Below are 18,196 nucleotides of genomic sequence, written 5' to 3' on the forward strand. Positions count from 1 at the left end.
CTTCATCTGGCGCGCTTGCGAGACGGTTCTTTGCTGACCAGGCAGATCGAACTGCAAAAGTTTGTCCGCCAGTGTGAGTTGTTGCTTCAGGGCCTCCACCGATACCGGCGTTTGCCGGATCTCCAAGTGTGCCGTCGCCGACGCACTCGCATGCGCCTCGCTCGCGCTCACGAGCTTCTTCGTGCCTAAATCCGAGCGCACGAGAACCTTGGCTTCTGGCGCAGGGTCGCTGACGGCCGCAACGACTTGCGTTTCCGGCCGCTGCGCGGCCAAACTACCGGCGCTAGCGGCCCGCTTGCTCTTGCCTTTTCCTTTTTTTCTGGGCGCTGTGGTGCTTCCGGCCACTGTAGTCTTGCCGGCAGTTTCGGCTGGTATCGCAGCACCAGCATCGGCCGGCAGCGCAATGGCTGGCGGCTTCGGCTGCAGTTCGAGGAGCTGGATGACCTCGTCCGCAGTGATCCAGGCGCCGTCTACGATCTGGATCAACAGTTCCAAGGGGAGGCCGGCACCTGTTTGGTGGTCCCTTAGCTTGGCAACCACGGAGTGCGAGGCCGACGCAAATTCCGAAAGCCGCTCCACAACTCCTTCCAGAACGGCGCAGTGCTCTGCGTCGAGCGGGCGCCCTTTGTTGTTCATTACAGCGTCGCCCGTCGAGACGAATGCCGGAAAAACGTCGCCGATGAAGTTATCCAGCAGACGCGTTTGCCCGTTCTCACCGACGAGGAGTTCCCTGATGGGTGCTTCGAACATGATCGCCTGGGGGGCCATGTTGACCTGTGCGAGATTGATCCGCGATTGCAGCTGCATTACCTTTGAATTGACAACCCAGCCGGAGTGCAGCCGCAGCGCGGCCTCTTCTTCCTGCCGCATCTCGGCTGTTGAGCTTGGTAAGTTGGCAGTCGCGGCGCAGACGGACCGCATCAATTCGTAGCGCTGTACTTTCTTGTCCCAATACTCCATGCGGGCCACGTGATACTTCGCCGCACTGGGAGCCGATCGGCTCAGCTGGTCGAGGGTGGCATTGGATTGGACCAAGTTGTGGAAAATGCCGGCCACCCGCTTCCGGTCCGCTTCCTCCTTCTTGAAGATCTTTTCGGCCACCATGTTGCCATTGTCCGCCCGACAGATCACGTCGCCGCGGAACTGACGCACCAGAGCGTCGGACAGAATGCTGCGCGCCACATGCGGGGGCAGACTCGCGTAGTAGTGCAAAACTTTTGCGCCCGCATTGACGGTTCGATCGATCTGGTCTTGCGCGTTCTCCAACGATTTTGGATTTCGCAGGCCCTCTTTCTCGGAAGTCTCGAGTTCCTCAACCAGCACGTCGATTCGTCGCCTTGCCTCGTTGATCTCTTCGCCTGACGAGGAAATAGGGACTGCCACAGCCGAAGTTGACGGCTGGCTGGCCACCGGCGCCAGGGCTTCACCCTCCGACATTGAGGGAACACTACGCCGCCGCGGACTGGCTGCACGTGGCCCGGCGGGCGCACGTGGCGCAGCAGCCGGGATTCGATGTGGGAGAACGGAGGGGCCGGAGGATCTGCCGCCAAGCTCATCATGGGCACCGCGCGCAACGCCAGCCGAGGGTGAACCTTTACCTTGAGGCTCTGAGCGCATCCGCTCCAGGACGGAACCGAACGATTGGCTGCCTTCCCCCGAGGCAAGACTTGATTGCGAGCGCGAACTGCTCGATCCGGCTCCAGCATCCCCAATGCGCGATTTTCCAGATCGGCCAATGCCCGTCATTTATTCATCTCCGATATAGGCGAGAACGCGCTGCCTATGGATTGGGGCTGATGTCACTCAGCCGTAGTGCATCAGGGCTTTGGCGGGGTAAGTGCAATCGCCTAGATGACAGGTGGCATGACCTCTGAGAACCAGCGGCATGATTTCGTCAATCGTCACGGCCAGCCCAGACCGACGACGTGACCCAGTACTGCTCAGCAGCAACCAAAATCGGTCGGGACTCGTACTCGATCGAATCACGCCGCACATGCTGTCCTCAGTGTATGTATCAGCACTCCTATGGGTTCAGGCTGGTCAGGCGCGGCAGGTCTAATAGACCGCTTGGCTGACGACTAACTGACGAGGAACTTCTCCCTGATACCCTGACCAACTTCGCCCGGGCGAACGCTGATGCACTTCCTGTAGCCGCGAACGGTGAAGCCGGCGAGGCGAGGCGCCCGGCACTGGTCGGGTCCCAAGCGGAGGCAGTAGCCGCGAACTCCACGCGGCCTATCCGATAGGCGAGACGAAGCCCTGAACCGACAAAGTAGTCGTGGCAGGATCGCGCCGCGCGGCTGATGCGATTGCATCTTTCCCCGTGTTGCACTGGCCTGTGTCAGGCGGTCTAGGGTTCGCGCTTCGGTCCGAGCAAGAACACTGTCAGGGCTGCGAGGAACGTGGCTACTGCGCTGTAGGCAAACACACTGGCCACGCCGGCATTATTCACTAGCAGTCCGCCGAAGATCGCGCCGGCTGCGATGGCAATTTGGAACGTTGAGGTCATCAGCACACCGGCGCTTTCGGCCTGCTCGGGAACGGCGCGCAGCACCATCCAAGTCTGTACCCCCACCGGCACCGCACCGAAGCCAAAGCTCCATACAGCAACCGCAATGGCCGAGGCGGAGGCCGATGCCCCAGGCATCAGCAACGAGACAGCGGCTATCGCCATGAGCAGGGGCGGCAGCGCCGCGACTGCCTTGAGGCTGTGTTTCGCCAGGAATGCGCCGGCTAAATTGCCGAAGAAGCCGCATACGCCAGAAACGAGCAACAGCAGCGAGATCGTCTCGATATGGAGCGCGGAAATCTTCTCGAGGTAAACCCGGACATAGGTGAAGCTGGCGAAGTGCCCAGAAGCGACCAGCAGTACGACCAAAAGCGCAACCTTGATGGTTGGCTTCTTGATCACATTCAGCAGACCGCGGAATCCAGCCATTTCAACCGGCGGCAACGTCGGAATGGTTACGAGTTGCACCAGCAGTGTAACGGCATTGACGGCTGCGGCGATCACGAAGGTGGCTCGCCATCCCCAGATGTCGCCGACATAGGCGCCGATTGGAGGCGTGCAAACGATAGCGACCGAAACGCCGGTGAGGATGATTGACATGGCGCGCGGCAGGAGGTGATTTGGAACGAGCCGCATCGCCAGCGATGCCGAAATCGACCAGAAGCCTCCAAGCGCAATGCCGAGCACGACCCGTGCCGCCAGGAAAACCGGCAGCGACCACGCGAGCTCAGCCAGAAGGTTGGACAGGATCTGAAGCAGCATCATCGCCCACAGGACGATCCTACGGTCCAGGCGCTTTGTTATGAAGGCGACCGTCGGCGCAGAGATTGCCGCGGCAATCGCCGTCGCTGTCATCGTCTGTCCAGCCGCACCCTCTGTGACATGCAGATCATGCGCGAGCGGCGTCAGCACACTGGCAGGCAAAAGCTCTGCCGCCACCAGCCCGAAGGTGCCCAGGGCAAGCGATATGACCGCGCCCCATGCGGGACGAGACCGTTGATCCGGCTTTTCTGGGCCGTGCAGAAAAGTCTCCATGAAGCTTGTCGCGGAGTCGGTCATGAATAAGCTCGCCAGCTCGGGTGCACTGCAACATGGGTTGGCTGCATTGACCCGCATTCATGCCAGGAGCACGCCGTTGCCGGCTGCGTCGCACGAAGGGAATGTTCATCGCTGCCCGACATGTTGTGAAAGCACCGCGTGCAATATCAGTGCCGGTTTGTCCCAGCCGGACAAGGATGTGATCGTCGGAAGGCGTCGCATCAGGCATGTTCCATGACGACTTCGCGGGCCAGTCTCGAACCAGCCAGGCGCAACCAGCTACCAAGCACGGACATCTGATGTCCCGCAGCGGGGCACGCGGCCGGTCGCTTTGCCGCCGCCTGTATGCAGCCAAAAGTCGGCTCTAGCTCGAAGGCCCAGCTTCCTCCCTAGCGGTCTCGAAGCTGACGCCTTGTGTCGGGCATTGTCGGGTCCGCTACAGGGCTTGTTCCGACAATCACTTGTTTGGCAGCAAACACTCGTTGGAGCTCAGGCTAAATCGCGGGACACAAACGAAAAAATCCCTGTTGGTTATGAGCCAGTCTACTTGGCACGAGTCTTGAGACCCTTTCGGTGTGAGGCTGCAAAAGCTGCCCATCGGCATTCATAATGCGGCCAGCCGCGACGGATGGAACGAAGGAAGGAAATCTATAATGTCAGGTCTGCGTCAGATCGCCTTTTACGGAAAGGGCGGCATCGGCAAGTCCACCACCTCCCAAAACACGCTCGCCGCCCTTGTCGACCTCGGACAGAGAATCCTCATCGTCGGCTGCGACCCCAAAGCCGACTCCACCCGCCTGATCCTGAACTCGAAGGCTCAGGATACAGTCCTGCATCTCGCGGCACAGGAAGGTTCGGTGGAAGATCTCGAGCTGCAGGACGTGCTCAAGATTGGCTACAGAGGCATCAAATGCGTGGAATCCGGCGGCCCGGAGCCGGGTGTTGGCTGCGCCGGCCGAGGCGTCATCACTTCAATCAACTTCCTCGAAGAGAACGGCGCCTACGACGATGTCGACTATGTCTCCTACGACGTGCTCGGCGACGTGGTTTGCGGCGGTTTCGCGATGCCGATACGCGAGGGCAAGGCGCAGGAAATCTACATCGTTATGTCCGGGGAGATGATGGCGCTCTATGCGGCCAACAACATCGCCAAGGGCATCCTGAAATATGCCCATTCGGGGGGCGTTCGGCTCGGAGGCCTGATCTGCAACGAACGTCAAACCGACCGTGAGCTCGACCTCGCTGAAGCCCTGGCTTCCAGACTCAATTCCAAGCTCATCCATTTCGTGCCGCGCGACAATATCGTCCAGCACGCCGAGCTCAGGAAGATGTCAGTCATCCAGTATGCGCCGGATTCCAAGCAGGCCGGAGAGTACCGCGCGCTGGCCGAGAAGATACATGCCAATTCTGGCCAGGGCACCATCCCGACGCCGATCACCATGGAGGAGCTCGAGGACATGCTGCTCGACTTCGGCATCATGAAAACCGACGAGCAGATGCTTGCCGAGCTTCAGGCCAAGGAAGCGGCCAAGGCGGCCGCCCAGTAACGACCGATATTGGTCGCCTCTCGAGTTGGGGCGCCTTGCAGAGAACGGCGCCTCATCGGTGAGGCGTCATCAGACACCTTGAAAGGGGTCCCATGAGCCTGGAATACGAGAATGATGGTGCTCTCCATGCGAAGCTTATCGAGGAGGTGCTATCGCAATATCCCGATAAGGCGGCGAAGCGCCGCAAGAAACACCTCAGCATTGCAAAGAGCGGGGATGAGGCTGGCGGGGAAAGTGAGATCCTTTCCGAATGCGACGTCAAATCGAACATCAAGTCCATCCCCGGGGTCATGACAATCCGCGGCTGCGCCTATGCCGGCTCAAAGGGCGTGGTCTGGGGTCCAGTCAAGGATATGGTCCATATCTCGCACGGCCCCGTCGGTTGCGGCCAATATTCCTGGTCACAGCGACGCAATTACTATGTGGGCACAACGGGCATCGACACTTTCGGGACAATGCAGTTCACCTCCGATTTCCAGGAGAAAGACATTGTCTTCGGCGGTGACAAGAAACTGGAACAGATCATCGACGAGATCGAGATGCTGTTTCCGCTGAACAACGGCATCACCGTGCAATCCGAATGCCCGATCGGTCTCATTGGTGATGACACCGAGGCAGTTTCTCGCAAAAAGGCCAAGGAGTACGGAAAGACCATCGTGCCGGTGCGCTGCGAGGGGTTCCGCGGCGTCTCGCAATCACTCGGCCACCACATCGCCAATGACGCGATCCGCGACTGGGTCTTCGACAAGAAGGACGTCGAGTTCGAGGCCGGTGCTTACGACGTCAACGTGATCGGCGACTACAATATTGGCGGCGACGCCTGGGCCTCGCGCATCTTGCTTGAGGAGATAGGACTGCGCGTGGTCGGCAACTGGTCGGGCGACGCAACACTGGCCGAGATTGAGCGCGCGCCAAAGGCCAAGCTCAATCTCATCCACTGCTACCGCTCGATGAACTACATCTGCCGGCATATGGAGGAAAAGTATGGCGTCGCCTGGATGGAGTACAATTTCTTCGGACCGTCCCAGATCGAGACCTCTCTGCGCAATATAGCCAAGCATTTCGGGCCGGAAATCGAGGAGAAAACCGAGAAGGTCATCGCCAAGTACAGACCGCTTGTTGACGCCGTCATCTCCAAGTACCGGCCGCGCCTCGAAGGAAATACCGTCATGCTCTACGTCGGTGGCCTGCGCCCCCGCCACGTCATCACAGCTTACGAGGACCTCGGCATGGTCATTGTCGGCACCGGCTACGAGTTCGGCCACAACGATGACTATCAGCGCACCGGTCACTACGTAAAGAACGGCACGCTGATCTATGACGACGTTACCGGCTACGAGTTGGAGAAGTTCATCGAGGGAGTTCGCCCCAACCTCGTGGGCTCCGGCATCAAAGAAAAATACCCGGTGCAGAAGATGGGCATTCCGTTCCGTCAGATGCACTCCTGGGACTATTCGGGACCTTATCACGGCTATGACGGCTTTGCCATTTTCGCGCGTGACGTGGATCTTGCCATCAACAATCCGGTCTGGGATCTCTACCAGGCCCCTTGGAAAGAACGCCCGCCCAGTGGCCGGGCGATAGCTGCCGAATAGACGCCCAGTCCTTGGCCCGGTCTCCCCAGAGAGACCACGAACCCCGGGAGCTTGTGAGCCTCGGGATTACCGGAGACGTCCCGACCTATCTGAGCTGCCGGATGGCGCGGCCAGATTAAAAAGAGGAATACCAATGCCGCAGTCGGCCGAAAAGATTCTCGACCACGCTCCCCTGTTCCGTGAGCCGGAATACAGGCAAATGCTCGCCGAGAAGAAGCTACATTTCGAATGTCCGCACCCGGATCAGATCGTTACCGATCAAGGCGAATTTACCAAGACCTGGGAATACCGCGAAAAGAACCTCGCCCGGGAAGCGCTTGTGATAAATCCCGCCAAGGCCTGCCAGCCGCTGGGCGCGGTGTTCGCGGCCGCGGGCTTCGAGCGGACCATGTCCTTCGTACACGGCAGCCAGGGCTGCGTGGCCTATTACCGCTCGCACCTGTCGCGCCATTTCAAGGAACCTGCTTCGGCGGTTTCCTCCTCGATGACCGAGGACGCGGCAGTGTTCGGCGGCCTGAAGAACCTGGTCGACGGGCTCGCCAACACCTACCAACTTTACGACCCCAAGATGATCGCAGTGTCGACGACATGTATGGCCGAGGTCATAGGCGACGACCTGCACAGCTTCATCCAGAACGCCAAAGACGAAAACTCGGTCCCGCGCGACTTTGACGTGCCCTTTGCCCACACGCCAGCCTTCGTCGGTAGCCATATCGACGGCTATGACGGCATGCTCAAGGGTATTCTGGAGCACTTCTGGAAAGGCCAGCAGCGCACGGAAACCAAGGGAAGCATCAACGTCATTCCGGGCTTCGACGGTTTCTGCGTTGGCAACAACAGGGAACTCAAACGCCTGCTCGATATGATGGGTGTGTCCTACACCTTCATCCAGGACGCGTCTGACCAGTTCGACACCCCATCGGATGGGGAATACCGGATGTACGACGGCGGCACGAAGATCGAAGAGGTGAGGGGGGCACTCGACGCCGAGGCAACGCTTTCGCTCCAGCACTACAACACCCGCAAAACGCTGGACTATTGCGGGCAAGTTGGGCAGGCCACGGCTTCATTCCACTATCCGCTCGGCGTCCAGGCGACGGACGAGTTGCTGATGAAGGTCTCCGCGATTTCCGGCAAGGAAATCCCCGAGGCGATCCGGCTGGAGCGCGGCCGACTGATTGATGCCATGGCGGACAGTCAGTCCTGGCTGCACGGCAAGAAATACGCGATCTACGGCGACCCGGACTTCGTGTACGCCATGGCCCGCTTCGTCATGGAAACGGGCGGCGAGCCGACACATTGCCTCGCCACCAACGGCACCTCGGCGTGGGAAGCCGAGTTGAAGGAACTGCTTGCATCCTCGCCCTTCGGCAAGGACGCTCAGGTCTGGGCGGGCAAGGACCTTTGGGCTATGCGGTCGCTGCTCTTCACCGAGCCAGTGGACCTGCTGATCGGCAATTCCTATGGCAAGTATCTGGAGCGCGACACCGGCACGCCGCTGATTCGGCTCACGTTTCCGATCTTCGACCGGCACCACCACCATCGCTTTGCGCTCATGGGCTACCAGGGCGGATTACGCGTGCTGACGACGATCCTCGATAAGATCTTCGACAAGCTCGATCGCGAGACGAGCCAGACGGGCGTGACGGACTATTCCTATGACCTCACCCGCTAGAAGACACGGCCAGCTTTTCGCTCAGGCGGTTCGTTGCCGAATTGGCTTTGGGAACTGACACGATGAACTCGCTCAGTGCCAAGATCCAGGACGTTTTCGACGAGCCCGCGTGCGACAAGAACCGTGGCAAGGATGCCAAGGCGCGCAAGGAGGGCTGCGCAAGCCCGCTGACGCCAGGAGCGGCGGCGGGCGGTTGCGCGTTTGACGGGGCCAAGATCGTCCTGCAGCCGATCACTGACGTTGCGCACCTGGTCCATGCTCCGCTCGCCTGCGAGGGCAATTCCTGGGACAACCGCGGTGCAGCTTCGTCCGGGCCAAGCTTATGGCGCACAAGCTTCACGACCGACCTTACCGAACTCGAGGTGGTGATGGGGCAGGGCGAGCGGAAGCTCTTCAAGGCGATTCGCGAAATCAAGGAAGCTTATGCGCCGCCGGCAGTCTTTGTCTATTCCACCTGCGTGACGGCGCTCATGGGCGATGATATCGAGGCCGTCTGTAAACGCGCCGCCGAAAAATTCGGCTTGGCCGTGGTTCCGATCAATGCGCCGGGCTTGGCCGGCTCCAAGAACCTCGGCAACAAGCTCGCCGCCGAGGCGCTGCTCGATCATGTCATCGGCACGGTGGAACCCGACGACGCCGGGCCGTACGACATCAACATCCTTGGTGAATTCAACCTTTCCGGCGAATTCTGGCTGATAAAGCCGCTCCTTGATCGGCTCGGGATCCGGGTACGCGCCTGCATTCCGGGCGACGCGCGCTATATCGACGTTGCTTCCGCGCACCGCGCCCGGGCGGCTATGGTGGTGTGCTCGACGGCCCTCATCAATCTGGCACGCAAGATGGACGAGCGCTGGGACATCCCTTTCTTCGAGGGCTCCTTCTACGGCATCTCCGACACGTCGCAAGCACTCCGCGACATGGCTAGGCTGCTGGTGAGGAAGGGCGCCGATCCGGAGATCCTAGGCCGCACAGAGACGCTGATCGCCGATCAGGAGGCGGGTGCATCGAAGAAGCTCGAAGCCTACCGGCGGCGGCTCCAAGGCAAGCGTGTGCTGCTCAACACGGGTGGTGTGAAGTCCTGGTCGGTCGTCCATGCGCTGATGGAGATCGGCATGGAGATCGTCGGCACCTCGGTCAAGAAATCCACAGTTGAAGACAAGGAGCGCATCAAACAGATCCTCAAGGACGACAACCAAATGTTTGAGCAGATGTCAGCGCGCGACCTTTACACCATGCTCTCAGAAGGCCAGGCCGATATCATGCTGTCGGGCGGGCGCACGCAATTCGTCGCGCTCAAGGCCAAGACGCCCTGGCTCGACATCAACCAGGAGCGCCAACACCCATACGCCGGCTATGACGGCATGGCGGAACTCGTACGCCAGATCGACCTCGCCATTCACAACCCGATCTGGTCCCAGGTGCGGGAGCGGGCCCCGTGGGATTGCCAGCCTGGTGTGAAGGACGAACAGGCGAGCGCGAAGAACGAGACCGCGACAGTGCACGCTGCCCAGGAATTCGCCGGCACGACTCCGACGATTTCGGCGAGTGTTGAGAAAATACGATGACCCGAATCCTTGCCCAGACCAAATCAGCCTCGGTCAATCCACTGAAATCGTCACAGCCGCTGGGCGCCGCCTTGGCCTTTCTCGGGATCGACGGCGCAGTGCCGCTGTTCCACGGCACCCAAGGCTGCACCAGCTTCGCGCTCGTGCTCTTCGTGCGGCATTTCAAGGAAACGATTCCCCTACAAACAACCGCAATGGATGAAGTGACAACCATCCTCGGCGGGTCAGACAATCTGGAAGAGGCGATCCTCAATCTCAAGACTCGCACGAAGCCAAAGCTGATCGGGGTCTGCACGACGGCGCTGGTGGAAACCCGTGGCGAAGATTCCGCAGGCGACATCGCCGACATCAGGCTGAAACGGGCGGAAGAACTCGCGGGTACGGAGATCGTGCTGGCCAACACGCCGGATTTCAGCGGCGCCCTCGAAGAGGGCTGGGCCAAGGCTGTCACCGCGATGATTGAAGGCATTACGCGGCCTGGCGAGCGGGCGCGCCAGTCAAAGAAGATCGCAATCCTGCCCGGCTGGAACCTTACTGTGGCTGACATCGAGCATTTGCGCGAGATGGTTGAAAGCTTTGGGCTGCAGCCGGTGATTTTGCCGGACCTCTCAGGCTCGCTTGACGGTACTGTACCAGACCACTGGGTTCCGACCACCTATGGCGGTACGAGCGTCGAGGACATCCGTGAGTTCGGCGCGGCCGAGCACTGCATCGCCATCGGCGAGCATATGCGCCGGCCGGCCGAGGTGCTGCACAAGGTGAGCGGCGTCCCTTACGTGCTGTTCGAGTCACTGACCGGATTGAAGCGCGCCGATCAGTTCGTTTCCCTGCTGTCCACGATTTCTGGCGAGCCTGTGCCGGCAGGCGTGTGCCGTCGGCGGGCGCAATTGCAGGATGCGTTGCTCGACGGACATTTCCATTTCGGAGGCAAGAAAATTGCGATCGCTGCTGAACCAGACCAACTCTACCAATACGCAACCTTCTTCGTGGACATGGGCTCCGAAATCGCGGCGGCGGTCACGACGACCGATATGTCGGAAATTCTGGAAAAGGTACCGGCGGAGTCGATTCAGATCGGCGATCTCGGCGATTTGGAAACGCTTGCCGGCGGCGCTGATCTTCTGGTCACCCATTCACATGGACGCCAGGCGTCGCAGCGCCTTGGCGTTCCGCTCATGCGCGTCGGCTTCCCCGTCTTCGACCGGCTCGGCAGCCAGCACAAGCTCTCAATCCTCTATCAAGGGACCCGTGATCTGGTTTTCGAGGTTGCCAACATGTTCCAAGCCGACCGGCATGCGCCGACGCCTGAGGAACTTGATCCATTCCGCAAGCGGGAAACGCCAGGTGGGCCCCGTTCGTCGCCTCTCACTCGTCACTGACGAGGTTCAAGGTCCGATGCGTGAACGACAAGCAGGCGCTTTGCGCGTGGCAATCGCAACCCAAGACATGAAGGAGCTCAATGCACATTTCGGGTCCGCCAAGCGCTTTGTCATCTACGATGTGACGCGCGAGGAATGGAACCTCGTGGAAGCCGTTGCCTTCGACGACGTCTCCGACGAAAGGGGGAAACATCGGACCGAGGGGGATGACCGCATCGCACCGAAGGTGGAAGCGCTGAAGGGCTGCCACCTCCTGTTTTGTCTGGCGATCGGCGGACCTTCGGCAGCCAAGCTGGTTTCGGCAAAGATCCATCCGATCAAGGTGCGGCAGCCTCAGAGTATCCAAGAGGTGCTGTTGCGTACGCAGATGATGCTCAGGACGTGTCCTCCCCCGTGGCTGCGCAAGGTGCTGGCTGAGGCAGGTGTCGCGGAAAAGAAACCGTCCTTCGAGGAAGACGACTGAAATGAGGAGAAGGCGAAATGTCCGACCCTGCCGTTAGCCCTGCTGTCGCCGAGGACGAGATGGCGCTTGCCACTCCGTTTCTCAAATGCCTCGTGCGGCTAATCCGTGCTCAGGACTCCTACGGGACTTGGGAAGGCAAAGCGGACACCGAGCTGCTGGCCGCCTTCATCATCACTAAGGAACAGCGCCGTGCAATCCCGATCATCGGCGATCCCGATCCGGACGTGCTGTGGAGGCTTGACATGTTTTACACCGCCGTTGGGCTTGCGATCGAGGAGTGCTGCGGCCTGATGGCATCGCCGATGATGGAGCTGAGCCATGAAGGCTTTGGGCGCGTGCTTTTCACGGCCGGGCGGTTGGTCGCTCTCTCGAAGTCGCTGCGCGACGTCCACCGGTTCGGCTTCGAGACGTTCCGGAAGCTCGCCGAGGCCGGCACGAAACTGGTCGGAGACGCAATCGCAGCCATCGAAACCTATCCCGAGGTAGCGCGCGCGTGATGGGAGCAGGTGTCGAGCGAAGGGGTCATGACAAGTCTTGAGCAGCCGCGATGGCCAGCCTCCGCAGCCGACGCGGTCCGGGCCGATGGGGCTCTTGAGGTAGCGCCGATGAAGCCACTTGTCCTGATCTGTTCGCATGATACCGAGTTCTATCTGTTCCTGAGCCACATACTGGAGGTGGACGGCTTCGCCAGTGAGCCGGCAGGCGGCGCCAAGGAAGCGCTTGCATTGGCCGACGAACGGGAATTCAAGGCCGTGGTGCTGGACTGCGGGCCAACGAGCATAACCGGGTCTGCAATCTGCGCCCGGCTCAAGCGCGAGCCCCGGACCGGCGGGCTGCCGATTATTGCCCTGATCGCGCCCGGCGCCGAGAACCAGCACCTCGATCTCCTAAAGGCTGGCATTGACGAGAGCTTTGTGCGGCCGATCGCCCCGGCCAAGCTGCTCGACTGTCTACGCGAGAGGCTGGCGCTGACCAAGCGGGGCGCAAATGGTCTTGAAAACGGCGGCTGGCTCTCTTGTGGCGGCCTCGAGATGAAGCTCGACGCCCACCGGGTTCGCGGCAATGGCCACGACATCCACCTCGGACCCATCGAGTTCAATGTGCTGCGGCTTATGATTGAAGCTCCCGGGAAGGTCTTCAGCCGGGACGAACTTATCGGCGCGGCCTGGCCGCCCAACATCCATGTCGGTGCACGCACCGTCGATGTCCATATCAGCCGGATCAGAAAAGCCCTGAAAACGGCTTCGCCCGGCAGCGTCATTCGCACCGTCAGGTCGGCCGGCTACTCGCTCGAGAAGCCGGACGACTGAATCAAGTGCCGGGTGTGGTGCCACTCCCCTCCCTCGCGCGGTGAGCCGGTCTTGCGGCCTGAAACGCCCCTAAACGAATACTCAGGAGAAGCAGGCAAATGGCTTTTAAAAGCGTACTCTGTGTGACCGGCGCTGACAATTCCGATCAGGACGTCAGAACTGCCGCCGGCTTGTGTGCCGAAGTCGGCGCCCACCTTTCCGTACTGATTATACCGCCTCCAATGCTCCTTATGTCATATCCGTCGATCGGAGATGGTGCCCCCGAGTGGCCTGGAGGACGTGGACAGGCAATTGCCAGATTGAACGATCGGTTTCGGCAAATCGATCGATTTACACAGAACGTGGCAAGACTGGAAAAGCGCTCCAAAGATATCCAAAGACTGTTAAGAGCGATGTGCCTTTCCTATGACGTTGACACCGATTATTGCGATCCGGCCAGCCTCGGTGAAGTAGCACGACAGCGAGTGCTCTGCGCAGACCTCACGATCATCGGACCGTGTCTCCTCAATGACGAGAATCTCGGACCTCTTGTTGTCAACGGCTGCTTGTTCGATACGGGAAGGCCGGTGCTCGTTGTGCCGAAGGGCACTAAGGCGACCCTGTGGCCACGGCGCGTCCTGGTCGGTTGGGATTCGCGAGTCGAGGCGTCCCGTGCGGTTCGGGAAGCGCTGGGTGTCTTATGCGCTGCTGAGGAAGTTCGTGTTGCCCTGGTCGACCCGAAGGCGAACTATAACGGGAACGGCGCGGAGCCTGGAGCCGACATCGCCGCCTATCTCACTCGGCACGGTGCTCGGGTGTCGGTTGACCTGTTGCCAAGTGCTGGCAAACCGACGGCCACGGTGCTTGCGCAGCACGCAATCGAGACGTCTGCCGACATGATAGTCATGGGCGCTTATGGCAGCCGTCGGCTGCGTGAGCGGCTCTTTGGCGGTGTGCCGAGATGGATCTTTGAGAAGCCGACATTGCCGCTGTTTTTGGCGCGCTGACTCGTTCCGGAGTTGCACCCATGCCGTCCAAAGCTTTGCTCCCCTGGGTGACCTGATGCCATCGGGAGAAACATCGCGACGGCGTGAAGCTCCTCGGAGCCAATCTGCACGCGGCGCGGCCGGGAATATGCCCCCACTTCTTCAGTTGCTGCTGGGGTTCTGCTCGCCGGAGATGATTCGGCGCGGAGACCAAGGGCCCGCAGGTACGCTGCTCGACGCAATCAAAGCACGGCTTCGTAGGTTGGCGTAAGTCCAGAAAGAGAGGCGTGTCAGCGCGGCAGCCCGAGTTCGGAGCCGTTGCCGCCGCCAGCACCCGTCGTGGCGGTCCATGCCCTGCCACTGTTCCACGGCTGGCCCCGTTGTCAGGGGCAATAGCGCCGCTGCGTGCACCACATAGCTCAAGGCGGGTGAGCTCGAGCAGCTGAAGGTGGACTCGACCGGTTTGGGGCAGCCGAGGGCATAATTGGTTGTCCGCGCGCGCTTTCTTCGCGCGCACGGGAAGGCCGCACCATACCGCACTGCGTCCACAGAATGCTGCTGGCAATTGGGCATGGATAAGTGTGGCGGTGACGGTGCTGTCGAGCCGCATAACTCTGGCGGTTGGACCCCAATCAATAAGGCAAGATCCTGGCTGCAGAATGGTGCACTGACGGGAGATACGATGACGAATACTTCGCTGCAGTCCTTGTTGAGGTCTAGCCCGCGCGAGGCCATTGCGCGCGATCCTCACCGCCCCGGAAAGCCTGCCTTAGTCCAGGTCCATGGCTGGCGAAGAGATGACCTTGGCGAAAATGGGGGCGAGGATATGCCGGCTCGCCCGCGAAAGGTGGATTGCGTCAAGGTAGAAGAACGTCTTCACCTGATTTCAGCGGGCAACTTTTCATGCCCACACAGAGCTGGAACTATGGGACGAATTTGTACGGTTCGTGGCAGCAGATCCCGCGAGGATTTGATTGTTCTGCCAAGACCTCGCGGCCGGCATGGTGGAGCACGGCGCATCGCCATTCATGAAGTCCGCACGGATAAGGCAAGTCAGCACATCGGCGGTTCTGGGGCTGGTCCAACCACGGCGGTCTTGATGCCACGGGTCGCGAGTGCGGCCGCGGTCTCTTTAATGGCGGACGTGAAGTTCGCTTTGGAAGCCTCCCGCGAAGGCCAGCTTCCATCCTTCGAAAGGAAGCTGCCTCCGCGCCCCGAGTAGGTGTTCCAGCGGCCTGCCAGGATCACGAGTGTGACGTTGCAATCGGCAAGCACCGATTGGAGCGCGGACGAATTGAAGGCCGGGCAATCCGCTGTGAATGGACTGGCGGGAAGCATCGTCATGTTGGGGAAAGGAGCGCATCCTGCTTTTGTGATCTGTCTGACGCGCACGCCTGTGGTCCGGGCGGCCTCACTTAAAGAAGGGGCAAGATGGGCAGCCTGAGAATCGCCCCACAAAACGATCGTCGGAGCGATATTGCCGGAGCCGAGGAGGCATTCGCCCGTTTTGGGGATGAGCCCGCCACGCTCGCGGCAGGGAGATGCTTCGAACTTGGCCCTTTCCGCTCTAAGTGCTTGAACAGACGGGCCGCCATCAGGGCCCCGACTGGGGAAGCCGGAGCTGTTGATGATAGCCAGGGACAGACAGCACACCGCAGCCGTTGCGCCGGCGGTAGGTACCAGCCACGTCCAACCTGTAGCTCTCCGGCGGAACGGGCGCTCGATAAAGCGCCATGAGAGCGCAGACACGAGCAGCGCGGCCATTACAACGGCGACACGTTCAGAGACGAGCAATTCGCGATTTCGATAAATGCCAGCAAAGACCAGCAACGGCTAGTGCCAGAGGTAGAGCGAGTAGGATGTCAGGCCGATGAAGCCGGCAGGCCTGATCGACAGCGCTCTTGAGACCATTGTTTCGCGGTGAAAGCCGACGGCGATGATCAGCGCCGCTCCAATGCAGGGAGGAAGGGCCAGGAAATGGCGTATCCTGATCGATTAGGAAGAGTGAAGCGATGATGTGCGCCAGACCCGCGGTAGCGAGGAGTTCCGCAATCGTTTGGTTTGGCTTCATTGCCTTAGCCACAGGCGGCGCGATCAGCCCGCCCGCGAGCAGTTCACAAGCGCGTGTCGGAAGCATGTAGAATACAAAGGGCGGATCGCTCTGGAGCCAGTGCTGAGCAGCGTAGATGGACATGACCCACAGCGCCGCAACGATCATTGACGCCCACGGTCTCAGCCATCGCATCATGCGCCAGGTTTCCCTCAATGTCGGATGCCCGACAGGATCACAAACCCGCTCCCCATTGCTTTCATGATAATTTGCTTCTGGCACGTTAGGTGCAGGAGTTCTTCCGAACACATCAACGGATGTCCTCCTATGATCAGGCTCACAGAAGAACGCTGTCGCCGCATTCGTGACCGCGCCCTCGCGGATACCCAACCCGGTCGAAAGTCGGCGCATCATGTTGAAGGTGGGCGAATGCGCACGATCAAAACACGGAATGCGGTTGGAGGGCATCTCGCTGACCGAGACGCGATCATCGAACCGGACGGAGATAAGTCGATCCGCCCACGCCCCACACGTCGTCGATATCAGTGTCGATCTCGTCACTTGGCTGGGATCCATCGGCCTCATAGTCGACCACACGAAACCGAGGACAGGCACTGGCCAAATTCAGCGGCACCGAGGTCGAGAGTGCCCGCGTGGAGCGTCAGCCCAGTGCCCATGGGGTCGATATTCGCCCCGAACATCGCGCAGTTTCGAAATACCTGTAGGAGCAAAACAAGTGGAGCTCTCTTGCATTGGAGTAGGTACTGGGCCGTCTAATCTTAGCCTTGCGTGTCAGATACACGAGCAAATCGGGCAAGGGGCGCTGTTCTTGGATCGGCAAGTCGACTTCCACTGGCATCCAGGCAGCGCTTTCGATTCCACGGAGCTCCAGGTCAGCCACTTCAAGGACCTGATCACGCCGGTCAATCCGCGATCAGCCTACACTTTCGTAAACTACCTGCACGAGAACGGGCGTCTGTACCACTTCCTGAATGCACAGTTCGAGACCGTGCTCAGAGCTGAGTTCGAGCAATACCTAAACTGGGCTTTCCACAGGAACCCGCTTGTCCGCGGCGGTGAGACGGTGCGCGAAATCCGCTTTGACGGCGAGTTTCGGGTGCGGACGGACAACGCGGTTCTCGGCGCCAGAAACGTCGTGGTCGGGATTGGCAAGCAGGCGCAAATTCCGCCTCAGTTTCAGGGCTGGACTGGACCCAACCTGTTCCACTCATCTGAAATACTGCACATCAATCCTCAGGTGCACAAAAAGCATGTCTGCGTGGTCGGCGGGGGACAGTCGGGAGCCGAGATGCTGTTGCATCTTGTTGGCCGGCCCGAAGAATGGCGGCCTGGCTCGATCACTTGGGTCTCGCAAAGCGAAAACTACCTGCCCATCGACAACAGCCCGCTCACAAACAAGCTGTTCACGCCCTGCCTTTCGGATCGTTTCGTGGCGATGTGCGAGCCGCAGCGCAGACTGCTGCTTCGGCGCTTCATGCGTGCCTCGGAGGGCATTTCGGAAAACGCGCAGCGCGCTGTCTATCAGGCGCTGTACCGCCACGCGTTTCTCGAGCCAAACCGATGCGAAATCACACTGCGGCCGGGCTGCACCGTCTCGCACTGCATCAACGTGGGCGCGGGTCACAGGCTCACCCTGCAGTACGCCCCCGTGGAGGAGGTCGAAGAAGTCACCGCCGACATCGTCATCTTGGCCACCGGTTACGAGAACGCGGTGCCCGGCTTCTTGGAACCGATCGCGCATCGACTGGAAACCATCGAGAACGAATTGGCAATTCGGGAAGACTTTTCGGTGTTCTGGGACGGACCGCGTGACAGGCGCATCTTCGTATACAATGCGAACGTCGGGCAGGGCGGGCTGGCTGATCCGAATCTAACTCTGCTGGCCTGGCGAGCGCGTCGCATCCTTGATAGCCTTATGGAAAGCGCGCCGCGCGTCAATCCCGAGCCTCCTGACTTCATCTGCCCTACCTCCGTCGAGAGCTGTTCCGACGCCAAAGCAGAAGAAATGGGCAGCGGGATATGACCCGCAGACTCCTCCTAGGCGGCGGTATCTAAGGAATGATCTGGCCTTCGCTGCAG

General features: G+C 60.3%; 15 protein-coding genes. 11 read left to right on the top strand and 4 right to left on the bottom strand.

Annotation, left to right across the window (positions count from 1 at the left end):
* On the bottom strand, positions 1 to 1,437 hold a 1,437-nt coding region (locus tag NMG70_RS00845; protein ID WP_436798320.1), incomplete at its 3' end, for a hypothetical protein.
* A 913-nt stretch (positions 1,438 to 2,350) separates the two neighbouring features.
* A complete protein-coding gene (locus tag NMG70_RS00850; RefSeq protein ID WP_008878166.1) occupies positions 2,351 to 3,568 on the bottom strand; it encodes an MFS transporter in 1,218 nt (405 codons plus the stop codon).
* On the opposite strand from NMG70_RS00850, the gene NMG70_RS00855 reads away from it, so the two are divergent.
* From NMG70_RS00855 to NMG70_RS00900, 10 genes are all read left to right on the top strand, one after another.
* Positions 3,567 to 3,785, top strand: coding sequence for a hypothetical protein (locus NMG70_RS00855; RefSeq protein ID WP_143744573.1), 219 nt, complete (start codon positions 3,567 to 3,569; stop codon positions 3,783 to 3,785). The genes NMG70_RS00850 and NMG70_RS00855 overlap by 2 nt on opposite strands.
* A gap of 415 nt (positions 3,786 to 4,200) precedes the next feature.
* Entirely contained in the window at positions 4,201 to 5,094 is an 894-nt protein-coding gene (gene nifH, locus NMG70_RS00860; RefSeq protein WP_065010720.1) for a nitrogenase iron protein, read from the top strand.
* A gap of 92 nt (positions 5,095 to 5,186) precedes the next feature.
* A complete protein-coding gene (gene nifD / locus NMG70_RS00865) occupies positions 5,187 to 6,689 on the top strand; it encodes a nitrogenase molybdenum-iron protein alpha chain (protein ID WP_254022778.1) in 1,503 nt (500 codons plus the stop codon).
* Between the two features lie 133 nt (positions 6,690 to 6,822).
* Positions 6,823 to 8,364 (top strand): nitrogenase molybdenum-iron protein subunit beta, encoded by a 1,542-nt coding sequence (gene nifK / locus NMG70_RS00870; protein WP_254022779.1) that lies wholly within the window; start codon positions 6,823 to 6,825, stop codon positions 8,362 to 8,364.
* 62 nt (positions 8,365 to 8,426) lie between these two features.
* Entirely contained in the window at positions 8,427 to 9,929 is a 1,503-nt protein-coding gene (nifE, locus tag NMG70_RS00875) for a nitrogenase iron-molybdenum cofactor biosynthesis protein NifE (protein ID WP_254022780.1), read from the top strand.
* The gene (nifN, locus tag NMG70_RS00880) at positions 9,926 to 11,308 is read left to right on the top strand and encodes a nitrogenase iron-molybdenum cofactor biosynthesis protein NifN (protein WP_254022781.1); all 1,383 of its coding nucleotides are present in this window, start codon (positions 9,926 to 9,928) and stop codon (positions 11,306 to 11,308) included. The genes nifE and nifN overlap by 4 nt, the downstream gene beginning before the upstream one ends.
* The gene (nifX, locus tag NMG70_RS00885; protein ID WP_254022839.1) at positions 11,274 to 11,771 is read left to right on the top strand and encodes a nitrogen fixation protein NifX; all 498 of its coding nucleotides are present in this window, start codon (positions 11,274 to 11,276) and stop codon (positions 11,769 to 11,771) included. The genes nifN and nifX overlap by 35 nt, the downstream gene beginning before the upstream one ends.
* A 17-nt stretch (positions 11,772 to 11,788) precedes the next feature.
* Positions 11,789 to 12,268 carry a NifX-associated nitrogen fixation protein gene (locus NMG70_RS00890; protein WP_254022782.1) on the top strand — a complete coding sequence of 160 codons (480 nt, stop codon included), beginning with the start codon at positions 11,789 to 11,791 and terminating at the stop codon, positions 12,266 to 12,268.
* 108 nt (positions 12,269 to 12,376) lie between these two features.
* On the top strand, positions 12,377 to 13,081 hold the full coding sequence (locus NMG70_RS00895; RefSeq protein ID WP_254022783.1) for a response regulator transcription factor: 705 nt from the start codon (positions 12,377 to 12,379) through the stop codon (positions 13,079 to 13,081).
* Positions 13,082 to 13,179: 98 nt separating this feature from the next.
* The gene (locus NMG70_RS00900; RefSeq protein ID WP_254022784.1) at positions 13,180 to 14,067 is read left to right on the top strand and encodes a universal stress protein; all 888 of its coding nucleotides are present in this window, start codon (positions 13,180 to 13,182) and stop codon (positions 14,065 to 14,067) included.
* A gap of 1,032 nt (positions 14,068 to 15,099) precedes the next feature.
* Here NMG70_RS00900 and NMG70_RS00905 read toward each other — a convergent pair.
* On the bottom strand, positions 15,100 to 15,876 hold the full coding sequence (locus NMG70_RS00905; protein ID WP_254022785.1) for an SGNH hydrolase domain-containing protein: 777 nt from the start codon (positions 15,874 to 15,876) through the stop codon (positions 15,100 to 15,102).
* Complete coding sequence (locus tag NMG70_RS00910) at positions 15,827 to 16,564, bottom strand: hypothetical protein (protein ID WP_254022786.1); 738 nt, start codon at positions 16,562 to 16,564, stop codon at positions 15,827 to 15,829. Before NMG70_RS00910 ends, NMG70_RS00905 begins: the two co-directional genes overlap by 50 nt.
* 268 nt (positions 16,565 to 16,832) lie before the next feature.
* Between NMG70_RS00910 and NMG70_RS00915 the strand changes: the two genes are divergently transcribed.
* Positions 16,833 to 18,140, top strand: a complete 1,308-nt coding sequence (locus NMG70_RS00915) for a lysine N(6)-hydroxylase/L-ornithine N(5)-oxygenase family protein (RefSeq protein ID WP_254022787.1) — start codon at positions 16,833 to 16,835, stop codon at positions 18,138 to 18,140.
* The last annotated feature ends 56 nt before the right edge of the window (positions 18,141 to 18,196 follow it).

It is taken from the genome of Mesorhizobium ventifaucium (assembly GCF_935822925.1).
Classification (GTDB): Bacteria; Pseudomonadota; Alphaproteobacteria; order Rhizobiales; family Rhizobiaceae; genus Mesorhizobium; species Mesorhizobium ventifaucium.

Excerpts from the sequence above, each read along its gene's own strand:
- NMG70_RS00855 (WP_143744573.1), top strand. The coding sequence starts at position 3,567 with ATGAATAAGCTCGCCAGCTCGGGTGCACTGCAACATGGGTTGGCTGCA.
- NMG70_RS00850 (WP_008878166.1), bottom strand. The coding sequence starts at position 3,568 with ATGACCGACTCCGCGACAAGCTTCATGGAGACTTTTCTGCACGGCCCA.
- nifH (WP_065010720.1), top strand. The coding sequence starts at position 4,201 with ATGTCAGGTCTGCGTCAGATCGCCTTTTACGGAAAGGGCGGCATCGGC.
- nifD (WP_254022778.1), top strand. The coding sequence starts at position 5,187 with ATGAGCCTGGAATACGAGAATGATGGTGCTCTCCATGCGAAGCTTATC.
- nifK (WP_254022779.1), top strand. The coding sequence starts at position 6,823 with ATGCCGCAGTCGGCCGAAAAGATTCTCGACCACGCTCCCCTGTTCCGT.
- nifE (WP_254022780.1), top strand. The coding sequence starts at position 8,427 with ATGAACTCGCTCAGTGCCAAGATCCAGGACGTTTTCGACGAGCCCGCG.
- nifN (WP_254022781.1), top strand. The coding sequence starts at position 9,926 with ATGACCCGAATCCTTGCCCAGACCAAATCAGCCTCGGTCAATCCACTG.
- NMG70_RS00890 (WP_254022782.1), top strand. The coding sequence starts at position 11,789 with ATGTCCGACCCTGCCGTTAGCCCTGCTGTCGCCGAGGACGAGATGGCG.
- NMG70_RS00895 (WP_254022783.1), top strand. The coding sequence starts at position 12,377 with ATGAAGCCACTTGTCCTGATCTGTTCGCATGATACCGAGTTCTATCTG.
- NMG70_RS00900 (WP_254022784.1), top strand. The coding sequence starts at position 13,180 with ATGGCTTTTAAAAGCGTACTCTGTGTGACCGGCGCTGACAATTCCGAT.
- NMG70_RS00910 (WP_254022786.1), bottom strand. The coding sequence starts at position 16,564 with ATGCCCTCCAACCGCATTCCGTGTTTTGATCGTGCGCATTCGCCCACC.